Below are 20836 nucleotides of genomic sequence, written 5' to 3' on the forward strand. Positions count from 1 at the left end.
CCATGACCCTTACTACCCTCAAGCAAGACATCCAGCTATCCGAACTGGATGCCTGGGGCACCGTCGCCGACCTTGGCTCGGAAATCCTCGAAGGCGAAGTCCGGGCCTTCGGCAAAATGACCTTCGGAGCGCCGACCGACCCGGTCAGCAGTGCTTACTTCGGCACCACCCAGGGCAAGTTCCGGATGGTCTATCCGTTCGCCGAACAAGCCACCGTAGTCACCGGTGAAGTGGTCCTGACCGACGAATCCACCGGCCAGAGTTCTCGCTACAAGGCCGGTGACAGCTGGTTCGTGACCAAGGGCACGCCTGTGCTCTGGGAAGTTGTCAGTGAAAGCTTTGTGAAGCATTATTTCGCTGTTGCCTGATCGATCCCGGCTGCCGACTCCCACCGGCAGCCTTTTTGGCGAAGGTTACTTACCATGAACGCCATCCCTACTCAGGAAGTCGCTGGCCATTGCCTGCAGGCTTTCACTCAACTCGTTCCTGCCAGTCAGGCGGCGTTCTACTGTGTCGACCGGCACCTGCAAGCCCGTGATTTCCAGCTGCATTGCATGAGCGGCGAGATGCATCGCGACTATCTCGACAACTACCGTCAATTCGACCCGCTGCAACCGCGCAATTGCCTGTCCAGCGGGCTGGTCGTAGTGCCGCTAGGCCTGGCCATGGCCCGACAGCCGACGCGGGACAGCCGGCGCTATCGGGATTTCCTGCAACGCTATGGCGTCGTCGATGTGGTGGAAATCCTTGCCCATAGCGCCGGCCAGCCTCAGGCCGCCATCTCATTGTTACGCACCGCCGAACAAGGCGCCTTCACCACCGACCAGTTGGTCCAGCTCAATGCCTTGCAGTCTCTGCTGCAACTGGCCGTGGCGAACATGCAGCTCTGCGAAGATCCGCTGATCGGCCTGACGCCCAAGGAGCGGCAGATCGCGTTGCTGTTGCGCCAAGGCGCCAGCAACAAGCAATTGGCCCGGGAACTGAACGTCGGTCTGCCGACCATCAAGACTCACCTGATCAACCTGTTTCGCAAAACTGGCGTGGCCAGTCGTACCGAGTTGGTGGGGACGCTGTTTCTCTAAACCGGTTCAACCATCCGGTTGATAGGCGAGCCAGAATCCGAGCGGCATGATTCAGGTCGCTACTTCACTTAACCGGAGCATTGCAATGACCAAACCCTCTGACTGGATCACCGTTGGCGCCCTGGCCGACGGCTTCGCCCCAGAAGCTTTTATCCTGCCGAACCTGGCCGACCTGAATGGCAAGACCTTCACGCTGAACTTCGCCAATGGCTGGCAGATCGAACATCGTTTCGACACCGAAACGGTGTCCTGGACCGCTGCAGACGGTCACTCCAACGGCACCGCAGCGTATCGGGCAACTTCGGTGCGCCCCGGTCTGTATCTGGTGGATTTCATCAAGCGAGAAGGCGCTCAAGCCTGGTCGGTGAGCCTGGTGCTCGACACCGCCAGCGCTGCGTTCACCGCCGTGATCGGCCGCATGCCGAGCCAGGAGCAAACCCGCGAAGGCCTCTACAGCCGCGCACTGGCCGGCAAGAACCTGACCTCGGTCGAGGTGGATTTCCTGCATGGCAGCCTCGATCGTCCATGGCAGGAAGGCCAGTGCCCACACGCACCGACCAGCGAACTGACCGGCCTGCGCAATATGTATCGCTACAGCCCGAGCGAAGTCTACGAGCACATCTACCTCAACGATCAATTCTATTCCTGGCAGTGCCTCAAGGGCGTCGAGCAAGGCCTGTGCGACACCGACCGCTGCCACTACTACAAGATCGCTGATCAGCTGTACCTGTTCGTCTGGCGCGAGAAGATCATCCCGACCCTCGGTGTGGTGCTGATCGACATGCAACAGCACCGCAGCGACGGCAAGATCTTCGGTTATGCCGGGTCGTCCTTCGATGAACTGTCGAACTTTCCGGTCGCCTCTTACTGCCAGGTTCTCAACCAGACGGAGTATCCCGATGCCTGAGCCACGTATCGTTGCAATCACCGGAGCCGGGACAGGCATCGGTGCCGCCTGCGCTCGGCTGTACGCAACCGAAGGCGCCAATCTGGTTCTGGTCGGCCGCCGCCGCGAACCTCTGGAGCAGGTTGCCCGGGAAACCGGTGGCCTGGTCCTGGTCGGCGATGCCGCCTGTCCGGACACCTGGGAAGGTTTCATGGCGCAGATTCGTCAGCGTTACGGCCGGCTCGATGTGCTGCTGGCCTGTGCGGGCGGTCATGGTCTGGGCAGCGCAACCCAAACCACCCCACAAACCTGGGAAGCCGCGTTGCGCAGTAATCTCGACAGCGCCTTCTACAGTGCCCGGGCCTGTCTGCCGCTCTTGCTGGAAAGTGCCGGCAACATCGTGCTGATCGGTTCCATTGCCTCACTGGCGGCGGGCCCCGAAGTCTGTAGCTACACCACAGCCAAGCACGCCCTGCTCGGCCTCAACCGCTCGCTGGCCAGGGATTACGGCCCACGCGGCGTGCGAGTGAATGCGGTCTGTCCGGGCTGGGTCCGCACGCCCATGGCCGATCAAGAGATGCAGCCGCTGATGGATTTTTACGGTGAGACGCTGCAGCAAGCCTATGGCCGGGTCTGCGCTGACGTGCCGTTGCGCCGGCCGGCCAGTGCCGAGGAAATCGCCAGGGTCTGTCGCTTCCTGGCGTCCAGCGAGGCCTCGATCATCACCGGCGCGACCCTTGTGGCCGACGGCGGTTCGAGCATCGTCGATGTGCCGACCCTGGCCTATACCCATATGGAGCAACCTCATGTCTGAAGGCTGCACTTTCAAAGATCTGGACTTCAGCGGTAAAACCGTACTGGTGACCGGCGGTGCCCAGGGTATTGGCCGTGCGATTGTCGAAGCCTTCGCCTTGCGCGGTGCACGCGTGGTGATCGCCGACTTGCAACTGCCCCAGGCTCAGGCGCTGGCCATCGAGTTGTCTGGGCGGGCGTGTCAGGTCGAAGCCGTGTTCGTCGACCTGGCCGAGTCCACAGCGGTGTTCGAACTGGTTCAGGGCCTGGAGCAGCGTTTGGGTCGGCTGGATATCCTGGTGCACAACGCTGGGTATTTTCCACTGACTCCCTTCGCCGAGATCACTCCGTCCATTCTCGACCGCACCTTGGCCGTCAATCTCTCGGCACTATTCTGGCTGACTCAGGCGGCCTTGCCGATGTTCCGTCGTCAGGGTCAGGGCTGCGTGCTGGTGACTTCATCGGTCACCGGCCCGCGGGTGGCCTATCCAGGACTGAGCCACTATGCGGCATCCAAGGCCGGGGTTAACGGTTTCATTCGCAATGCCGCACTGGAGCTGGCCGGATACAACGTGCGGGTCAATGGCGCTGAGCCCGGCATGATCGCGACGCCTGCCATGGGTAATCTGGGGGGCGACCAGGTCAACGACGATATCGCCAGCCGTGTGCCTTTGGGACGATTGGGCACTGCGGCCGATATCGCCGGAGCCATGCTGTTTTTGGCGTCGGATCTGGCGAGCTACATTACCGGGCAGACGCTGGTGGTCGATGGGGGATCGACCTTGCCAGAGGTTTGATACAGCTTTTTTCAATACTAAAAAGGGGGCTTTGGAAAGCCCCCTTTTTACATCCAGTCAAAGACTCACGCCGCCCCCACCGCCTGCTGCAAATGGCTGGAACGAAAATCCTTGGGTGATAGCTCGAATTGCTTCTTGAACGAGCGGCTGAAATGCGCCGAATCGGTGAAGCCCCACTTGTAGGCAATCGAGGTAATCGATTCAGTCCTCAGGAAAGGGTTGGTCAGGTCATCGGCGCTGCGTTTGAGCCGAGCCCGTTGAATGTAGCGACAAACGCTATCGTCCTGTTCCTCGAACAACCGGTACAAATGCCGCACTGAAATGTTCAGTCGATTGGCCAGGCCCACCGGGCTCAGGCCGGGCTGGGTCAGGGATTCATCGATGACTTTCTGCACATAACTGCGCAGGTTATTGCCCTGCAACGAGGCGCTGTCGACCCGTGAATCATGATCCTGCTCGAATGCCGAGCCGAGTAGCGAAGCAAAAGCACACTGCAAGGCCTCGCCCTCGCCCACGGCACACTCGCCCTCCAGGTTGTCCTTGCATAGCTGATCCATCAACACGTGCAGCATCCGCCCGCAGGCCTTGCTCGAGGAAATCTTGCCGAAGGTCCCGAGCTGGCTGCCGAGTTGCTTGCACACTTCATTGCGAGACAAGGACAGGGAGGCATGCTCGATCAGGCCAAAGGGGGTGATTTCGATGGACCCTGTCGAATCCATCAGTAGCATATCCCCGGGGGCCAGCTGGATGCTCCGGCCATTCTGGGTGATCTGGGCGTAGCCGCTGCGCTGGCTGACCAGGAAACAATGCTGGTCGTTATCGTGGTCGGGGTTGGTCTTGGGGCGCTTGATGAGGCCCGCATTGGTGCGCAGGTTGGCCAGCGGCAGACCGCCTCGGGAGAACTTGGAAACCTCACCGATGAACAGCGCGCGGTTGAAGGCCAGTTCTGTGTCGAAGTGACCGCAAACAGCTCGCAGATCCCGGGTCCAGTTTTCCAGCCCGTCTTGCACAACCTGTTGGATGCTCATGGGTATCTCCACAATGGCTTTTTGTTTTTGTAGCGCAATAGTTAACATGTTATCTATATATGCGCAACAAGTACTGATAGCCGTATGTGAAAGCACTTATGATGCCAAACTCAAAGCGTGCGCAGCACTCGCTGCAAACCACTCAAGGACTCGAGCAGCCAGTCGCGCTGCTCACGGCTCAAGGCGATGTAGCGACGAAAGGCCGGCATCCGGTTGACCACTTCGCTACCGCCCATATGCTCCAGCCGCACGCACCATTGACGCGCTTGTAGATCGATGCGCAAGCGTTTGAAATCCAGCGGCATCAGCGCTTGCTGCAGCATACTGTCCGCCAGTAATCCGGCTTCCAAACCGACCAACAGTGCCGCGTCTCCAGCACGTTGCCGACAGCGGATTCCGGTCCGTCGAACCGACCCGGTATGGTGCAGTTCAAAGCTCGCCATGCCCTCTCTTGTAGCAGGCACCCGCAGCACGAATTCGGTCATAACCAGGTGCATCAACAGCTGCGACTCGGTGCGCTCGACGATCTCCAATTGCAGGCTGCCATCGTCCAGCGAAGCCCGGGCCACTGTCAGCTCTGTCTGCTCGAAACTGGCCAGGCCGAGGTTGCGCCGCAGGTGCTCAAGCGTCACACCCGGCCGATAACCGGCCGGGGCGCGACTGGCACTGAACAGCTCAGACAGTTTTTGCAGCATGGTCGAGATAATCGTTGTGATGCTTGCCAGGCTCATAGGAAAACTCCTTGGCCAGCACGTCTTCCACCAACGCCGGCTTGAATGGATTGACCTTCTGCACGACTAACGTCCAAAACAGCGCATACACCGCCGTGCAACCGAGCATCACGCCAAAAGGGATATAGATGTCCGCCGGATTCATACCGGGCGGCGTGATAAACCACATGCCCAGCAGAATACCGATGCTGGAGACAATCTGCGGCAGTGGAAAGAACGGCGAGCGATAAGCCCGTGGCAGATCGGGGCGACGAATCCGCAGGATCACCACTGACAGCGTCACCAGCAGATAAGCAAAACTCCAGGCGCATACGGCAGCCAGCACCAGGGGCATGATGTTGTCGGCGTTGCCGCCCAGATACAGCGCATGCAGGCAAGGAATCAGCATCACCACCACAATGCACAGTAGGGGCGTCTTGAAGCGTGGGTGCAGGTAAGTGAAGACCTTGGGCAACGCCCCATCGACCGCCATACCGTAAAGAATCCGCGGCACTCCCGCCATCAACGTATTGATGGTCGCCGCGCCGGCAAACAGGAAGCCAATACCCAGCCATATCGGACCGATATCACCCATTACCTGCTCGGCGAACTTTGGAATCGCCATGGGCGTGTCAAGCAGATGCACACCGCTGGCCGCATCCAGTAACACGTTTTCCACCTGACGTTTCATCGCTGCACCGTAGATGAACATGCACGTCGCCACGCTGAGCAAACCCAGAATCATCGCCTTGGGCATGACCCTGGCCGATTGGCGCAGATCCGGCGCCAAGGGTGTGACGAACTCGCAACCAACGAACATGAACATGGCCATGCCCACAAGCGACAAAATGGTGATCAAGTCTGTGCCCACCAGCGACTCACCGAACCAGCCATCCAGTTGCACAGCCGGTGCCGCGATCAGCCCCAACACGCCGAACACCATCAGGGTCGTCCACATGCCGAAGGTCAGGATGATTTCGGCCCGACCGAACGCGCTGACGCCGAAGATATTGAGGATCCCGAACACAACGACGAACCCCACCCCAAGCAACCACGAACCACCGACCGATTCGGCCAGCGTGTTGAGATGCTCGAAGTTCACCAGTGCCATGACGCCCGAAAGTATGGTTTCCGCAGTTCCGGCAAACACATGGACAATCAGGTAGGCTGACAATGTACCGGTGATTGCAAAGAAACGGCCCATGCCGCAGTTGATGTAATCGTAGACCGAACCGGTGGTCGGCAGAATCGACGCAGCTTCAGCGAAGGTCGTCGCCTGGGCCAGCATCATTACCACGGCGATCAACATGGCCACCGCAAAAGCGCTGCCGCCAATGCCAAACCCCATGGTCGCGGTGAGTATCACCGGACTGGCCATGATCAGGCCGATGGTGCTGGCAAGTGCGGTGGGAAAACCGACCGTACCCCGGTTCAAATGCTCTGTGAGCCTGTCATTGATCGACATAGTGCAGATCCTCGAAAGCGGATTTTTCTATTGTATGAATCGAGCCGTTCAAGGAGCCGGCGATAACGCCTTCCCCAGCCAGTCCCTGATCGAAACGGCGCCCTGTGCAGAACCACTTTGCGCCCCTCCCGCCCTGATCGTCTTGCCCATGCCTGCCGCCGGTTTTGTTGCTCCCTGCCAAGGTCCGGTGCTTGGCTGACAGGATCAATTATCTGGCACGCAGGTGAAAGACTTCCCCCGCCTCCAGTCGCCCTAATGCGCACTCGACCTATCGAGCTGTCCAACAAAAGCTGGGGAAAACAACAATGGAGCAAACACTGAAAGCACGATCGCTGTCCAAGGCCGTTGGTCTGGGTATCGCGCTCTTGATCGCCGACTCGTCGGCCCAGGCCTACGAGCTGTATGCCGATAACGACACCAAGGTCACCGGCAACTTCCTCGCCGTCTATGGGATGTTCAACAGTCGCAAGAACTATGACGGCACCACAGGCGGGTCTAGCTGGCGCGAAGGATTTATCAAGTATGGCTTGAGTGTCGAGCAAACGCTCGGCGACCTGGGCAGCGCCTATGGCACGGCCAATCTGGTCAGTTCCGGCACCTGGGGCGATGGCGATGCGGCGGGCATCACCGACGGCACCGAACGAACCACAAAGTTTGATGAAGCCTTCGCCGGTTGGCGTTCCGGCGACCTGTTCCCGGTACTTGGCAAGGATGGTGTGGATGTGTCGTTTGGGCGCCAGGTCATTACTCTCGGTGACGGTTTTATCATCAACGACGACGGCCTGAACCTGGGTAAAGGTGTAGCGGACGGTGAGTTCAACCGAGGTGGTGCCTATTATCTCGCGGCACGCCACGCCTTCGACGAAACCGCCGTTCTGCGCTTGGGCGGCAAGGAAGGCGTTCATGGCAGCCTGATGTGGATCAAGTCGGATAACCGCGCTCAGGCCAAGACCGAGATGGCCGCCAGCACCCTGGAATACACCGCCGCGCCAGGTACCCTCGGGCTGACCTATATTCACGGCATCGACGTCGATGATCGTTATGCCAGCGACTTCCAGAAGCAACGTGAAGGCATGAACATCTATAGCCTGCGGGGCGCTGGCAATGCCGGAATAGAGAACGCTCACTTTTCCTTCGAATATGCCTGGCAGGACAAGGACGCCGGCCCGGAAAAAGCCTGGTACACCGAAGCCGGCTACACCTTTGCCGACCTGCCATGGTCGCCGGACCTGACGTACCGTTACAGCCGCTATTCCAAAGATTGGGATTCGATGTTCAACGGTGTCAACCGTGGCTACGGTACCTGGTTCCAGGGCGAAGTGGCCGGTAATTATTCGGGCCCGTTCAACAGCAACACCGCGATCCAGCATGTGGCGCTCAAAGTCAAACCGCTGGAGCCAGTGACCGTTGGTGTGCTGTTTTTCGACTACAAGACCCTGCACAAGAACAATGCGCTGGACCTCGATGGTCGTGAACTTGACCTGTATGCCGAATGGGCGGTGAACGAGCACCTGATCGTCACCCCGCTGGTGGGCCTGTATAAGCCGGAAAAGGATGAAAGCAACGGCGGTAATCAGGTCGGTGGCAATGGCACCAACGTCTACAGTCAGCTGACCGTGGCCATCCCCTTCTGATGTTCTTCAGGAGCTGCCGGGGGGCAGCTCCTGAGCAGGCTTACTGTTTGTGCTGATGCAACATCGTCTGAATCTGATGTGTGGCCTGGCGGGTATTTTCCGCGAGTTTGCGCACTTCATCGGCCACCACTGAAAAACCGCGCCCGACCTCTCCCGCCCTCGCCGCTTCAATGGCGGCATTCAGGGCCAGCAGGTTGGTCTGGTCGGCAATGCCTTTGATAACCCCCACCACCGTTGCGATCTGGCCATAGGTCGCCTGATTCTGCTCGAGCATTTGATGATGGGTCGCCTTGGCCGAACGCTCATCGCTGATGTCGCGTACCGCGCCGATCACGCGACAAAGCTTTGCGTGCTCATCACGTACCGCACGACCACGCTCGCGGCACCAGATGTAGTCGCGGGTCTTATGGCGCATCCGGTATTCAAAGACGTATTCGCCACTGCCGTGGGGTCCGAGAATTTCCCGGTCGAAGATCGCCATGATTTTCGGCAGATCATCCGGGTGGGTGATGCCGACCTGAGCATCCCAGCCGTCGGGCAACTCATGGGAGGCATAACCCATCAGGAGGCGAAACTGATTGGAGAAACGCATGCAGCTGGCAGGGTCTTGAACATTGCCGTTGACCACGGTGATGTCCCAGCAGCCCTCGGTCAGCGTCGACTGCAACAGTTCCCAGATCTGCCCCTCCTGCCGATGTTGGCGGGACAGCTGCACATGCTGGCTTAACTCGACTTCAAGCGCCTGCTCGCGGCTCAGAGCCTGTTTCAGCTGTTGGCGAAGCGTTTCAAGCGCTTGCTCGCTGCGCTCCAATTGGCAGGCCTGGCCCTTGGACAGCTCCTCGGCGACCCGCAGACGTTGCACGATTTGGTTTTTTTCTTGTGTGAACCGTTCCAGTTGCAAGGCCTCAGTGAGCGCCTGCTGCTGTTTATGTTTCTTGAAGAACATCAGCCTGTCCTTTGTTCATCGATCGAGACACTGGATCTGATAGCAAACGGGAGGTGATTGCTTGTACGTGGCTGCTGAGGCGTTTGCTCCTGTCTGCCACACACAAAAGGCCTTCCTGTAGCAGCCATCGTGCATCTGTAGGATAGCGATACTCTCTCAACCCGCCGATACTCGTCCTCAGGCCCTGCCCACGTCCAAATGACGTTCCGGTCCTTAATGACTTCGTGACGAAAACAATAAAAATGTCGCACAGAGGTACATACGAATGAGCCGTCATGATCATGGTCACGCCAGCCTCCTGGAGGCGTTCAGTGCGATGACACTGGAGCTTCAGCGCCTGGCACAGGACAAAGACATCGAGCACTTCCACCACGCCGCGCTGGGCTGCATCAACCAGTTGTTACCCTTCGACAGTGCCTGGTGGGGGCGTGCGGCGCTGATTGAGGGGTTGCCTGAAGAACACAACTCCTATCTCTACAAATTGCCCCGCAGCTACCTGCCGGACTGGCAATCGATTCGCCATATCGACGTGACCGTCGGCAGGGTCCACGACATCCCCGGGCAAGCGGTCATCGTCGACATGCGCGACCCTTCCAACGGTCCCGGACTCAACTGGCTCGGCGAATCCTATGGTATTGGCGAATTGCTGTGCATTGTGTACGTCGACCCACAAACCCACCTCAGCGATCACCTCACGGTGTATCGCGCTCCCGAAGCACCGCGCTTTTCCGATCAGGATTGTCGGTTGCTGAACAACCTCATGCTTCATCTGGTTGCCGCGGTATCGGCCAACCAGATCCGCACCCTTGTGGCCATGCGCGAAACCCTCACCCGCCCGCGCAATCTGGCGCTCGCCGTATGCGACCAGCGCGGCACACTGCACTGCGCGGAACGTGGTTTCGTCGACTTGCTGCTGAGCGAGTGGACGGACTGGACTGGCCCTTGCCTGCCGGTGGCAATGGACGCTAATGGGTATGAAGGCAAGCATCTGCAGATCGAGGCCTCGACGGTCGGTGATCTGTTCCTGCTGGCAGCCCGCAGCCGCACTGTGCTGATGCAATTGAGTCCACGAGAAAACGATGTGGCTCAGGGCTTCGGCGAAGGCAAGACCTACAAGGAAGTCGCCCGCGATCTGGGCATGTCACCCAATACCGTGCGCCACCACATCCGCGCCATCTACAGCAAACTCGGGGTCAAGGACAAAGCCCGAATTGCCCATCTGCTGCACGCCCCGCCTGACTGATCTACCCCGCTGACTCGCGCTGACTTTTTCGCTGTCTTTTTGACAGCCACGGGACACTTTTGCCCTTTTTTCCCTATGTCACGTAGGGGCGATCCGTTCGCCGCACAACAACTCAAAGAAGAGACGCAATGCCCATGACCAGTACCTTCACCCGCAACACTGCACTGGCTCTTATCAGTGGTCTGTCGAGCCTGCATGCTGGCGCCGCCGACCTCAACGCCCGGGATTTTTTCGGCGCCCCTTCGGGCACCACCCTGGGCGTGCTGTATTTGCCGGCAAGCCGCGCCAATGATTTCCACGGCCCCGCCGACAGCACGGGCAAGGCCGACCTGAAGGTCAGCGCTGTGGCTTATCGCCAGGTATTTTTCACCGACATCTGCGGCACCCTCTGCACCCCACAATTCATCGTGCCCTTCGCCGACATCAGCGCCCGCCTGCCAGGTGCCAGTCAGCACACCGGAGAAAGCGGTTTCGGTGATCCTCAGGTCGGCGGCACCCTGTTCTTCATCAACGACCCCGCCTCGCGCACCTACAGCGGGTTGCTGACCCTGCTTACCCTGCCGGTGGGCGAGTACCACAGCACAAATCCCGATGTGTCACCCGGCGCCAATCGCTGGGGGGCAACCTTCGTTTACAACTACACCCAGGGCATCGGTGAAAAATGGGTGCTGGAAGCCAACTTCGAAGCCCAGCTCTATGGCAAGAACGACGACTACTTCAGCAATGACCTCAAACAGGACCCTCTGTATCGCCTGCAAGCTTTTGCCTCTTATGACTTCACTTCGAGCACCTATGGCGCGTTGCGACTGATCCACGCCGATGGCGGCGAGTTGCGGATCAATGAACAACGCATCGATGACACCCACAAGCGCTACACCCAAGTGGGTTTCGAAGTCGGTCACTGGCTCGATAAACAGAATCAGTTGATGTTCAGCCTCTCGCAGAACGTCGCCACCGACAACGGCTATCACGGTACCGACGCGTTGCTGCGTCTGGTCCATGTGTTCTGAATTCATTCATCGGAGCTTGAACATGAACACCCAGACCAAACCGCTGACCAATCACCGCTCGCTCGCATCATCCCAACTGGCATTGCTGGCAGCCATTGTGCTGTTCGCCGCCATCACCCCGACCATCCTCATGACCGCACCGGCAGTGGCGGCGCAACTGGCAACTCAATGGCAACTGAGCCCGTCACAGATAGGCGATCTGTTCTCCACCGAACTCGGTGCCATGAGCCTGGCCACCCTGCCCGCTCTCTGGTGGCTCAAACGTATCGACTGGCGCCGCGCCGCATTGCTGGCCGGGATACTGTTCATTGCAGCCAACCTGCTCTCGATACTTGCCCACGATTATTCGCTACTCCTGGCATTGCGCTTTTGCAGCGCCCTGGCCGGCGGTTCACTGATGATCATCTGTCTGTCCAGTGCCGCCTCGACGTCCAACCCCGGTCGCGTCTATGGCTTATGGGTGATGGGGCAACTGGTGGTCGGGGCGATTGGCTTGAGCATCCTGCCACGCCTGTTCGAACACTACGGGCTGTCAGCCTGCTACTTGATCCTTGCAGGGCTGATGACGGTCTTTCTGCCACTGGCCCGTTACTTTCCCCAAGGCAGCCCGCCGACCGAGAAAACCGCCGAGCGAGTAGCCCTCGCCTCGAAGTGGAAGGCGGCACAGGGCATTCTTGCCATCCTGAGTTTTTACATCAGCCTGAGCGGCGTCTGGACCTTTATCGGTTCCATTAGCACCCACGCCGGCCTCTCTGCCGAGTCCAGCGGCGAGATTCTTGCCGTCGCTACGGTGACAGGCATTGTCGGTGCGGGTTGTGCCTCGCTGATCGGCAATCGTCTGCCACGCCTGCTGTTGTTGCTACTGGGTTACGGGCTGATGGCAGGCTCGGTGCTGCTGTTGCTGGGCCAACCTGAAATGCTGCGCTTTGCTTTGGCTGCGCTGCTTTTCAAGTTCACCTGGACATTCATTCTGCCGTTGATTCTGGCCTGCCTGGCCGACCTCGACCGTTCCGGAAAACTGATGAATGCCTCCAACCTTGTGATCGGTGGTGGCCTCGCCATCGGCCCGACAGTGGCTGGCCGGCTGATCGAAGCCAGCGGCGGTTTCCAATCGCTACTTATCGGAGGGGTCTGCATCACTTTGCTGTCCCTGGTGTTGATTCTGAGCTGCCGCCCTAGCGCGTGAGTGGTCCTTTTACCCTAAAGAAAATGGAAAGAACGATGAGCCGAAAAAGTGCGTTTTTCTTCGACGAACTCAGCCTCTGGCACAGCGCCGGACTGCACGCCTTGACCTTGCCGGTGGGAGGTTGGGTGCAACCGCCTGCCGCTGCCGGCCACGCCGAATCGCCGGAAACCAAGCGCCGTCTGAAGAGCCTGCTGGACGTTTCCGGCCTGACCCGACACTTACAGGTACGAAGCGCCAACGCGGCAGCGGATGAGGATCTGCTACGGGTTCATACGCCTGACTACCTGCAACGCTTCAAGGCCATGAGTGATGCCGGCGGCGGCGAATTGGGGCCGAACGCTCCCATTGGGCCCGGCAGTTATGAAATAGCCAGGCTGTCCGCCGGACTGGCCATGGCAGCGGTCGATGCCGTACTGTCCGGCGAGGTCGACAATGCCTACTCTCTGTCACGCCCACCGGGCCACCACTGCCTGGCCGACAGCGCCATGGGTTTCTGCTTCCTGGCCAATATCGCCATCGCCATTGAAGCCGCAAAAGCACACCGTGGCCTGGGCAAAGTCGCGGTGATCGACTGGGATGTGCACCACGGCAACGGTACGCAATCAATCTTTGAGGAACGCGGTGATGTGCTGACCATTTCGCTGCATCAAGACAGCTGTTTCCCCGCCGGTTACAGCGGTGAAGCCGATCGCGGCCGCGGCGCGGGATTGGGGGCGAATATCAATATTCCGTTGCCCCCTGGCTGCGGTCATGAGGCTTATCTCTATGCGATGGAGCGTATCGTGATTCCGGCGCTGGAGCGCTTCGAGCCCGAGTTGATCATCGTTGCCTGCGGTTACGACGCCAACGCCGTCGATCCCCTCGCCCGGATGCTGTTACACAGCGACTCGTACCGGCAGATGACTCGCTGCGTGCGCGAAGCCGCCGAACGTTTGTGTCAAGGCCATCTCGTTCTGGTGCATGAAGGCGGGTACTCCGAAGCGTATGTGCCGTTTTGCGGGTTAGCGACCATTGAGGAATTGGCTGGCATCAGGACTGAAGTCACCGACCCTATGTTGGAGTTTGTGCAGCTGCAGCAACCGAAGGAAGCGTTTGCGGCATTTCAACGGCACTGGATCGATGAGTTGGCCGTAGCACGCTGAGCCTTGGCGCTGACAATGTTGCAGCGCAGTTCAACGGCCCGAGCGTGACGCAAAAAAAAATCCGATGCCATTACCGGCATCGGATTTTTTTACCCCAAGATCAAACGGTCAGCAGTTGCTGATCAGTCGTTTCAACACGGTTTTGAACGTTTCTATCTGCGTCTCGCTGAATTCGGCAAAGACTTTCTCTTGTTGCGCCTGAGCGATCGCCCAAAGGTCTTCGGTCTGCTCGATACCGGCAGCCGTCAGACGTACACCGTTGTCATCGTCGTTCACCAACCCCTTGCGTTTGAGGTTGGCGACGGCCTCATCGATTTCCCGAACAGGCATCGCCACCTCACGCAACAGTTCGTTGGGGCTCAGCCTTGCGTCACTTTCCAGCACCATCAGCATGCGCGCCTCGCTGGTGCGCAGGCCGGTGGACAGTTGCCGTGGCTGGTAGCTGGACTGGTAGGCCCGCACCGCCTGTGTCATCAGGTAATACAGATTGTGGCTGAGGCGCCCCTGAAAATGGCTGCTCGGCGGCTGGCTTTCATCGCGTTTAGTCATGCGGGTATGGGGCAAGACCATGGAGTAGGCGCCCTGGTGATAGAGCAATGGCGAGCGGCCGAAATCATCGAACGCTACCACCTTACCGATCATAATCCAGTGATCGCCGCCATCCACCTGCTGGTACTTCTCGCAGTGAAAACGCGCCGAGCAATCGGCGAACACCGGTGCCCCGCCCTCGCCCGGTTCGAACTCGATCTCGGCGAAGCGATCTTCCTTGGGCCGGGCGAAATTATTGGAGAGGTCAATCTGGTCAGCCGCCAACACGTTAACCGCAAAATGGCTGGCCTCTTCGAACACCTCGTGGCTGTTGGAACGCTTGTCGATGCTCCACAGCACCAAAGGCGGATCGAGGGATACCGAGTTGAAGCTATTGGCGGTCACTCCGACTTTGCGCCCGGATGCGGTGGCGGCTGTCACCACGGTCACCCCGGTGGCGAAATTGCCCAGTGCCCGGCGGAAGGCACGTGGGTCGAAGGTCGTTTCAGTGGCGGCACAAACGCTGTTATCAGACATGCAAGACTCCCGGACTGCTTTCAGGAGCAGTCCTGATTGTTGTTATGGACGGTCCGGCTCAGATCATGCTCGGATCGGGTTCCAGGCCCATCAGTTCGCGGCCAAGGATCTGAGCGCAGACGTCGTAGTCGGTGTAGGCATGGGCCCCGGTCATGTGCGAGTCGCGGAACAGGCGCTGCATCTCGTTGTGCTCGAACCAGGCGTTGCCACCAGCAGCCTCGAACAGACGGTCCACCGCCTGGATGCACATCTTGGTGGCGTAGGCTTGATTGGTGCGCCAGAACGCCAGGGTTTCGCGGCTTGGGTAACGCTGCTGTTCACTGTGTTCGGCATGTTCCTCCCAGGTTTTCTCGAGAAAGGCTCGGGCTGCAGCCACCTGATGAGTCGACTCGGCCAGGCGCATCAAGGCCGGGGTCGCGGCACCGACCGCTGCACCGGTATAGGCTCGCACGCGGGTTTTGGTTTTTTCGCGGAATACCTCCAGCATCCGCTCGGCAACCCCTAGGCTCACGGTAGAAAAACCGCTGGCGAAGTAAGGACGATACGGCGAGTAAAAGATCTTGCTGTCCGGGTACAGACCGAAGCCTGCGGACTTGCCTTCCATCATGTCTTTGGCTTTCTGAATCCGGTGTTCCGGCACCAGCACGTTATCGATGATCAAGGTCTTGGTGCCGCTGCCTTTCATGCCGGCGGCGAACCAGTCGTCACGGATCTGGTAGTCGCTGCGAGGCAGTACCGCAAAACAGTAGTCCTGGGTGCCCTCAGCATTCTTGCGGCGGAAACCGACAATCGCCCACTCGGCGTGATCGCAGCCGCTGCTCCAGCCCATTTCACCGCTGAACAGCACGCCACCTTCGGTCTCTTCGGTGCGGCCGAACGGCGCGATGCTGCTGCTGGCAGTGGCGTCCGAATCAGTACCCCAGACTTCCTGCTGCAATTTGGCCGAGAACATCGCAAGTTGATGGCTATGAGTGCAGAGCAAGCTCATCGCCCATGCCGTGCTGGCACAAGAGCCAGCGAGCAAGGCAATACAGTCGGCAAATTGAGGCAGCGATATTTCCATGCCGCCGAACTTCTTCGGCTGAAAGGCTCTGTGCATGCCGATGCCTTTGAGCAGCGCAATGTTCTCGTCGGGAACCTTGCGACCCTGCTCGGCCTGAAAGGCATTGGCAGCGATGGTCGGCAGAATGGACTTGAGGTCTTCGAGGAGCGGGTTTGGCTTTTTCATGGACGGCCCTGCTTATTATTGGATTCCCGGTCACCCCCTCCAAATCGAAGGAGCGGCGCCGGATACAGGGCCATTATGGAACGAGCCATCAAGGTAACAAATGCACCTTCCAGAGCCAATATTGTACTTTTCAAAGGCAATGACCGTGTCTAGTGCTCAGGCCTCCAGCTGCTCTGGCAGCCACAGACATGAGGCCCGGCAGGCACAGTCAAGCCACGCCTGGCCCCACGGATTAACCTCGGGCTTTTCTCTTGTTCGCGACTAGGAAAACCCCCATGAGCGATATTCCACTGCTGCCTCAAGTTGAAGCCTTCCTCCGTCGAAGCCATGCGCTGTTTATCGACGGTGGCTACGTTCAGAGCCATTCCAATCAGACGCTGGAGGTGATCAATCCCGCCACCGGCCAGGTCATCGCCCACGTCGCCGATGCTGATCCTGTCGATATCGATGCGGCGGTGGAGTCGGCCAATCGCGGCTTCAAGCATTGGTCCCAGGTCGCACCGGCGACGCGGGGCAACGTGCTACTGAAACTGGCCGACCTGCTGGAGCAAAACCGCGAAGAACTGGCGCAAATCGAAACCTGCCAGTCGGGCAAGATCATCCAGATTTCCCGGGCCTTCGAAGTCGACCAGGCCGCTCACTTCCTGCGTTATTACGCCGGCTGGGCAACCAAGATCAGCGGCGAGACCATCACCCCGTCACTGCCCTCCTTCGCCGGCGAACGCTATACCGCTTTCACCCTGCGCGAACCGGTCGGCGTGGTGGTGGGCATTGTGCCGTGGAATTTTTCGACCATGATCGCCATCTGGAAACTCGCCTCGGCGCTGGTAACCGGGTGCAGCATCATCATCAAACCCAGCGAATTCACCCCGCTGACCATCCTGCGGATCGCCGAACTGGCCATTGAAGCCGGCCTCCCTGCGGGCGCACTGAACGTATTGACCGGTGGCGGTCTGGTAGGCAAAGGGCTGATCGAGCACCCCGGCACCGACAAGGTTTCGTTCACCGGATCAGTGCCCACCGGCATCGCTGTCGGCCGTAGCGCCATGGGCACCGGGTTGACCCGCGCAACCCTGGAACTGGGCGGTAAAAACTCGGCGGGGTTCCTGCGCGATATCGATCTGGACAAAGCGGTCAATGGCATCATTGAGGCCGGCTTCCTGCATTCAGGACAAATCTGCGCCGCGGCCGAACGGTTCTTCGCCCATCGCTCGCAAATCGAGCCGATCATGGAAAAGCTGGCTCAACGTTTGAGCCAGCTGAACATCGGTTCGCCACTGGATGAGCGCACCGAATTCGGCCCGGTCACCAACCGCCAACACCAACTCAAGCTTGGTGAGTTTTTCGACAAGGCCCGCGCCGAAAACAACACGATCATTCACGGTGGCAACCTGCTCGACCGTCCCGGCTGTTATGTCGAACCGACGGTAATCCTCGCCAACACGGTGAACGACACTTTGCTCAACGAAGAAACCTTTGGCCCTATCGCAACGTTCTTCCCCTATGACACCGAAGAAGAACTGCTGGAACTGATGAACAACACCCCCTATGGCCTGAGCGCCAGCCTGTGGACCAACGATCTGAGCAAGGCTTTGCGCATGGTGCCCGCCATCAACGCCGGCACAGTGTGGGTGAACATGCACACGATGCTCGACCCAGCAGTACCCTTTGGTGGCGTCAAATCATCGGGAATCGGTCGTGAGTTCGGATCCGCGTTTATCGACGATTACACTGAACTCAAATCTGTGATGATTCGCTATTAACCAACCGCCGGCATGGACAACGTCCATGCCGGCGTACAGCTTAGATGCGAAAGCTCTCGAAAGATGGACTTCTAATCAGTAGAAGTACGCTAGGCGAAATTGCAGCGAATTATCAATCCTCAAGGGTTGGGTAGCCAATGCTCAGCGGGCTTTGGGTGGAAGCGGCACTTCCTGACAGACCGCTATCGCCAAAAGTGGTCATTCGATTTTGCCACCAGACGGCACCAAACCGGCGGCAAGTGCCTCCAGCAACGCACTGACCTTGGGAAGCGCTTGCCGACTTTTGGCCCAAACCAGATTGATCGCCAGACCATCGGTTGCCAAGTGGGGAAGCACTTCAACCAATGTCCCCTCTTCAAGCTGACGCTTGACCAACCACGAAGGTAGCTGCGCGATTCCGCATCCCGCCGATACAGCGATCACCAGACCTTCGCCATCTCCCACGACGAACCTTGCGGCTATCGCCCTGCGTTCAATTTCGCCGGCCTGGGTTCCTGCAAAACTCCAAGGGCTAATCGCTCCATCCGCCCAGCCGTAAGCGATGCACTGGTGATGCTCCAGATCGTGAACGGTCACAGGCGTGCCATGCTTGCTCAAATACGCGGGCGACGCACAGAAGATATGCCACTCACGGCCCACGTAACGATGCCCCAGTGTGTCGGGCCAAACGTCCGAGCCACCGATGCGTACGACGATATCGACACCATCTTCGATAGGATCGATGAAACGGTCGGAAAACGAAATGTGCGGTAACAGCAGAGCGTACTCCTGGGCAAACCGCAGAATGACTGGAAGTGCCTGCAAACGGCCGAAGGCACCCGGAAGGCCAATGTGAACCCTGCCACGAGGCTCGGTGTTTTCGGCATGTAGAGACAGCTCAGCCTCTTCGAGGTCCGCCAGCACGCCTGTGCACGTGCGATAGAACGCAATCCCCGCATCCGTCAGTGACAAACTTCGAGTGGTGCGATGGAACAACCGAGTCCCCAGCCTGCTCTCCAATCGAGCAATACCTTTGCTAATGGCAGAAGCTGTCAGACTCATCCGCTCGGCGGCGGCTTTGAAACTGCCGCAGTCCGCAACGCTGACAAATACATCAATGCCCTTTAATCGTTCGGAGGAAAACATAGACGTTCCGTATTCATGAATTCAGTTCCGCCAATTCAATAAAAACCATCACAGGTCAGAACAATTTTCTCCAGTAAACTTGATTCGAACGCACCAATCAACACTATGCGACTAGTGAATCCATAAAAATTACCGACTGAACGATGAGGCAAGGATGCTGACCACGCTAAAAAACTATCCAACGACAGTAAATTTGCTGCTTTCGGCTTCCCTGATATTGACCCTGGCGCGAGCCATCACCTTGCCTTATCTGGTCATCTACCTATCCGGCAGGTTCAGCTTGAACGTCGCCGATATCGGCCTGGTCATTGGCAGCACACTGATCATCGGATCGTTATTGAGCCTTTACGGAGGGTATCTGGTCGACAAAATGTCCAGTTACCGGCTCATCCTGGGCTTCAGCGGTCTGTTCACGCTGGGTTTTCTCGGGACGTTTCTTGCTCGCGATCTTTGGTTGTTCTACAGCTGCCTGGTGTTGATCAACCTGGCTTATGCCGTCATTGATATCGCCATCAAATCAGGGTTTGGCAGCCTGCTTCCAGTCACGGGTCGCAGCGAAGTGTTCTCAATCAAATACACACTGACCAATATCGGATATGCCGTCGGCCCATTTCTTGGGGCCGGAATGGCCAAGCTGGATATCAGCTTGCCATTTCTGCTGTCTGCCGGGCTTGGGGCAGGATTCTTCTTCATCTATTTCGTTTGGGGCGATAGAGACCTGAACGCCATCGATGACGCTCGAAAACCTGTACCGTTTCTGGCCGTGGGGAAATTGCTGCTCCAGGATTATCGGTTGGTGTGTTTCACCCTTGGCGGGCTGCTCAGCGCGGTGGTCTTTGGCCAATTCACCGCTTATCTCTCGCAGTATCTGGTGATCACGACTACGCCAGAATCTACCTACCAGATCATCAGTACCATTGTGGCGACCAATGCGCTGATGGTGATCAGCTTGCAATACTCCATAGGGAGGAAGATCTCTCACGGGCATCTGAGTCTGTGGCTGGCCGCGGGACTGAGTATGTTCATGATGGGGTTGGCGGGTTTTGCCCTGTCGACCTCTATTCTGCTCTGGGTCATTTCCATGGCCATTTTCACGGTCGGCGAAATAATCGTATTCCCCGCCGAATATATGTTCATCGACAAAATCGCTCCGGACAACCTGCGCGGTATGTATTACGGAGTGCAAAACCTGTCCAGCCTCGGGGCGGCACTGGGACCGGTGCTTTGCGGAGTCGTATTGGCGACCCAACCTCCCCACTACATCTTCTACATGCTCGCGCTCTTCATCGTTGTGGGTGGATTGTTTTACTTCTTGGGAGCTTCCAATTTGGACGCTACAGCGGGTAAGGATCCTGATTGAGGGGCAGCAATGAGAAAGCCGGGCCTTCGCAGCTATCACCTCTCTATTCACGCCGCAGGCCAAACACCCCCATGGGACGATCAAAAGCCCACGCCATATCGTGTTCTATCGTGTGGCAAACGACGAGGTGATCTAGGTCGTCCGACTCGCCCATTGGGGCTGGATCTGAGTGTTTTCAGAGGGGGTGCGCGGCAAAAGTCCAAGAAACACTTTTCTTTGGACGAAAAAAAATGGACCTCTTTTCAGAGATCCATTTTTTAATGCTTGGAGCGGGAAACGAGACTCGAACTCGCGACCCCGACCTTGGCAAGGTCGTGCTCTACCAACTGAGCTATTCCCGCGTCTTGGTGAGGCGCATTCTATAGAATCCTGAT

19 protein-coding genes, 1 tRNA gene and 1 pseudogene are annotated in these 20836 nt (G+C 58.4%); 13 read left to right on the forward strand and 8 right to left on the reverse strand.

From position 1 onward, the window contains the following. Nucleotides 1-2: 2 nt before the first annotated feature. The 5 genes from PSH97_RS16090 (at nt 3) to PSH97_RS16110 (ending at nt 3557) form a co-directional block, all read left to right on the forward strand. Nucleotides 3-368, forward strand: coding sequence for a cupin domain-containing protein (locus PSH97_RS16090; protein ID WP_305445781.1), 366 nt, complete (start codon nt 3-5; stop codon nt 366-368). Nucleotides 369-422: 54 nt separating this feature from the next. Then, on the forward strand, nt 423-1082 hold the full coding sequence (locus PSH97_RS16095; protein ID WP_145314526.1) for a helix-turn-helix transcriptional regulator: 660 nt from the start codon (nt 423-425) through the stop codon (nt 1080-1082). Nucleotides 1083-1167: 85 nt separating this feature from the next. After that, on the forward strand, nt 1168-1989 hold the full coding sequence (locus tag PSH97_RS16100) for a molybdenum cofactor biosynthesis F family protein (protein ID WP_305445782.1): 822 nt from the start codon (nt 1168-1170) through the stop codon (nt 1987-1989). Continuing rightward, nucleotides 1982-2782, forward strand: a complete 801-nt coding sequence (locus PSH97_RS16105; protein ID WP_305445783.1) for an SDR family NAD(P)-dependent oxidoreductase — start codon at nt 1982-1984, stop codon at nt 2780-2782. Before PSH97_RS16100 ends, PSH97_RS16105 begins: the two co-directional genes overlap by 8 nt. Beyond that, nucleotides 2775-3557: an SDR family oxidoreductase gene (locus tag PSH97_RS16110; protein WP_105341090.1), complete on the forward strand. Its 783-nt coding sequence runs from the start codon at nt 2775-2777 to the stop codon at nt 3555-3557. Before PSH97_RS16105 ends, PSH97_RS16110 begins: the two co-directional genes overlap by 8 nt. 65 nt (nt 3558-3622) lie before the next feature. On the opposite strand, the gene feaR is transcribed toward PSH97_RS16110, so the two are convergent. The 3 genes from feaR to PSH97_RS16125 form a co-directional block, all read right to left on the reverse strand. Next, the gene (gene feaR / locus PSH97_RS16115; protein ID WP_105341091.1) at nt 3623-4585 is read right to left on the reverse strand and encodes a transcriptional regulator FeaR; all 963 of its coding nucleotides are present in this window, start codon (nt 4583-4585) and stop codon (nt 3623-3625) included. A gap of 110 nt (nt 4586-4695) precedes the next feature. Next, the gene (locus PSH97_RS16120; RefSeq protein WP_105341092.1) at nt 4696-5280 is read right to left on the reverse strand and encodes a DUF3156 family protein; all 585 of its coding nucleotides are present in this window, start codon (nt 5278-5280) and stop codon (nt 4696-4698) included. Continuing rightward, nucleotides 5261-6760: an APC family permease gene (locus PSH97_RS16125; RefSeq protein ID WP_105341093.1), complete on the reverse strand. Its 1500-nt coding sequence runs from the start codon at nt 6758-6760 to the stop codon at nt 5261-5263. The genes PSH97_RS16120 and PSH97_RS16125 overlap by 20 nt, the downstream gene beginning before the upstream one ends. Nucleotides 6761-7065: 305 nt before the next feature. Between PSH97_RS16125 and PSH97_RS16130 the strand changes: the two genes are divergently transcribed. After that, a complete protein-coding gene (locus tag PSH97_RS16130; protein WP_145314530.1) occupies nt 7066-8394 on the forward strand; it encodes an alginate export family protein in 1329 nt (442 codons plus the stop codon). Between the two features lie 40 nt (nt 8395-8434). Here PSH97_RS16130 and PSH97_RS16135 read toward each other — a convergent pair whose 3' ends face one another. Beyond that, nucleotides 8435-9340, reverse strand: coding sequence for a methyl-accepting chemotaxis protein (locus PSH97_RS16135; protein ID WP_305445784.1), 906 nt, complete (start codon nt 9338-9340; stop codon nt 8435-8437). A gap of 265 nt (nt 9341-9605) precedes the next feature. Between PSH97_RS16135 and PSH97_RS16140 the strand changes: the two genes are divergently transcribed. From PSH97_RS16140 to PSH97_RS16155, 4 genes are all read left to right on the forward strand, one after another. Continuing rightward, nucleotides 9606-10583 (forward strand): helix-turn-helix transcriptional regulator, encoded by a 978-nt coding sequence (locus tag PSH97_RS16140; protein ID WP_105341097.1) that lies wholly within the window; start codon nt 9606-9608, stop codon nt 10581-10583. 128 nt (nt 10584-10711) lie between these two features. After that, nucleotides 10712-11593, forward strand: coding sequence for a transporter (locus PSH97_RS16145; protein WP_178118250.1), 882 nt, complete (start codon nt 10712-10714; stop codon nt 11591-11593). Nucleotides 11594-11615: 22 nt separating this feature from the next. Next, the gene (locus PSH97_RS16150) at nt 11616-12779 is read left to right on the forward strand and encodes an MFS transporter (protein WP_305445785.1); all 1164 of its coding nucleotides are present in this window, start codon (nt 11616-11618) and stop codon (nt 12777-12779) included. Between the two features lie 35 nt (nt 12780-12814). Next, on the forward strand, nt 12815-13921 hold the full coding sequence (locus PSH97_RS16155) for a class II histone deacetylase (protein ID WP_305445786.1): 1107 nt from the start codon (nt 12815-12817) through the stop codon (nt 13919-13921). Nucleotides 13922-14029: 108 nt separating this feature from the next. Here the strand turns inward: PSH97_RS16155 and PSH97_RS16160 are convergent, their stop codons facing one another. Both PSH97_RS16160 and PSH97_RS16165 read right to left on the reverse strand, forming a co-directional pair. Continuing rightward, the gene (locus PSH97_RS16160; protein WP_145314535.1) at nt 14030-14986 is read right to left on the reverse strand and encodes a p-hydroxyphenylacetate 3-hydroxylase reductase component; all 957 of its coding nucleotides are present in this window, start codon (nt 14984-14986) and stop codon (nt 14030-14032) included. Between the two features lie 58 nt (nt 14987-15044). Beyond that, the gene (locus PSH97_RS16165; protein ID WP_145314536.1) at nt 15045-16214 is read right to left on the reverse strand and encodes a p-hydroxyphenylacetate 3-hydroxylase oxygenase component; all 1170 of its coding nucleotides are present in this window, start codon (nt 16212-16214) and stop codon (nt 15045-15047) included. A gap of 275 nt (nt 16215-16489) precedes the next feature. Between PSH97_RS16165 and PSH97_RS16170 the strand changes: the two genes are divergently transcribed. Then, nucleotides 16490-17977, forward strand: coding sequence for an aldehyde dehydrogenase family protein (locus PSH97_RS16170; RefSeq protein ID WP_305445787.1), 1488 nt, complete (start codon nt 16490-16492; stop codon nt 17975-17977). Nucleotides 17978-18175: 198 nt separating this feature from the next. Here PSH97_RS16170 and PSH97_RS16175 read toward each other — a convergent pair whose 3' ends face one another. Continuing rightward, nucleotides 18176-19102, reverse strand: coding sequence for a LysR family transcriptional regulator (locus PSH97_RS16175; protein WP_305445788.1), 927 nt, complete (start codon nt 19100-19102; stop codon nt 18176-18178). Nucleotides 19103-19256: 154 nt separating this feature from the next. Between PSH97_RS16175 and PSH97_RS16180 the strand changes: the two genes are divergently transcribed. Together PSH97_RS16180 and PSH97_RS28470 are read left to right on the forward strand one after the other, a co-directional pair. After that, nucleotides 19257-20462, forward strand: a complete 1206-nt coding sequence (locus PSH97_RS16180) for an MFS transporter (RefSeq protein ID WP_305445789.1) — start codon at nt 19257-19259, stop codon at nt 20460-20462. A gap of 18 nt (nt 20463-20480) precedes the next feature. Beyond that, nucleotides 20481-20598, forward strand: a pseudogene (locus PSH97_RS28470) (type II toxin-antitoxin system RelE/ParE family toxin); the annotation flags it as partial. A gap of 129 nt (nt 20599-20727) precedes the next feature. Here PSH97_RS28470 and PSH97_RS16185 read toward each other — a convergent pair. Continuing rightward, nucleotides 20728-20803 (reverse strand) — tRNA-Gly (locus PSH97_RS16185). Nucleotides 20804-20836 lie beyond the last annotated feature (33 nt).

Source organism: Pseudomonas cucumis (assembly GCF_030687935.1).
GTDB lineage: Bacteria > Pseudomonadota > Gammaproteobacteria > Pseudomonadales > Pseudomonadaceae > Aquipseudomonas > Aquipseudomonas cucumis.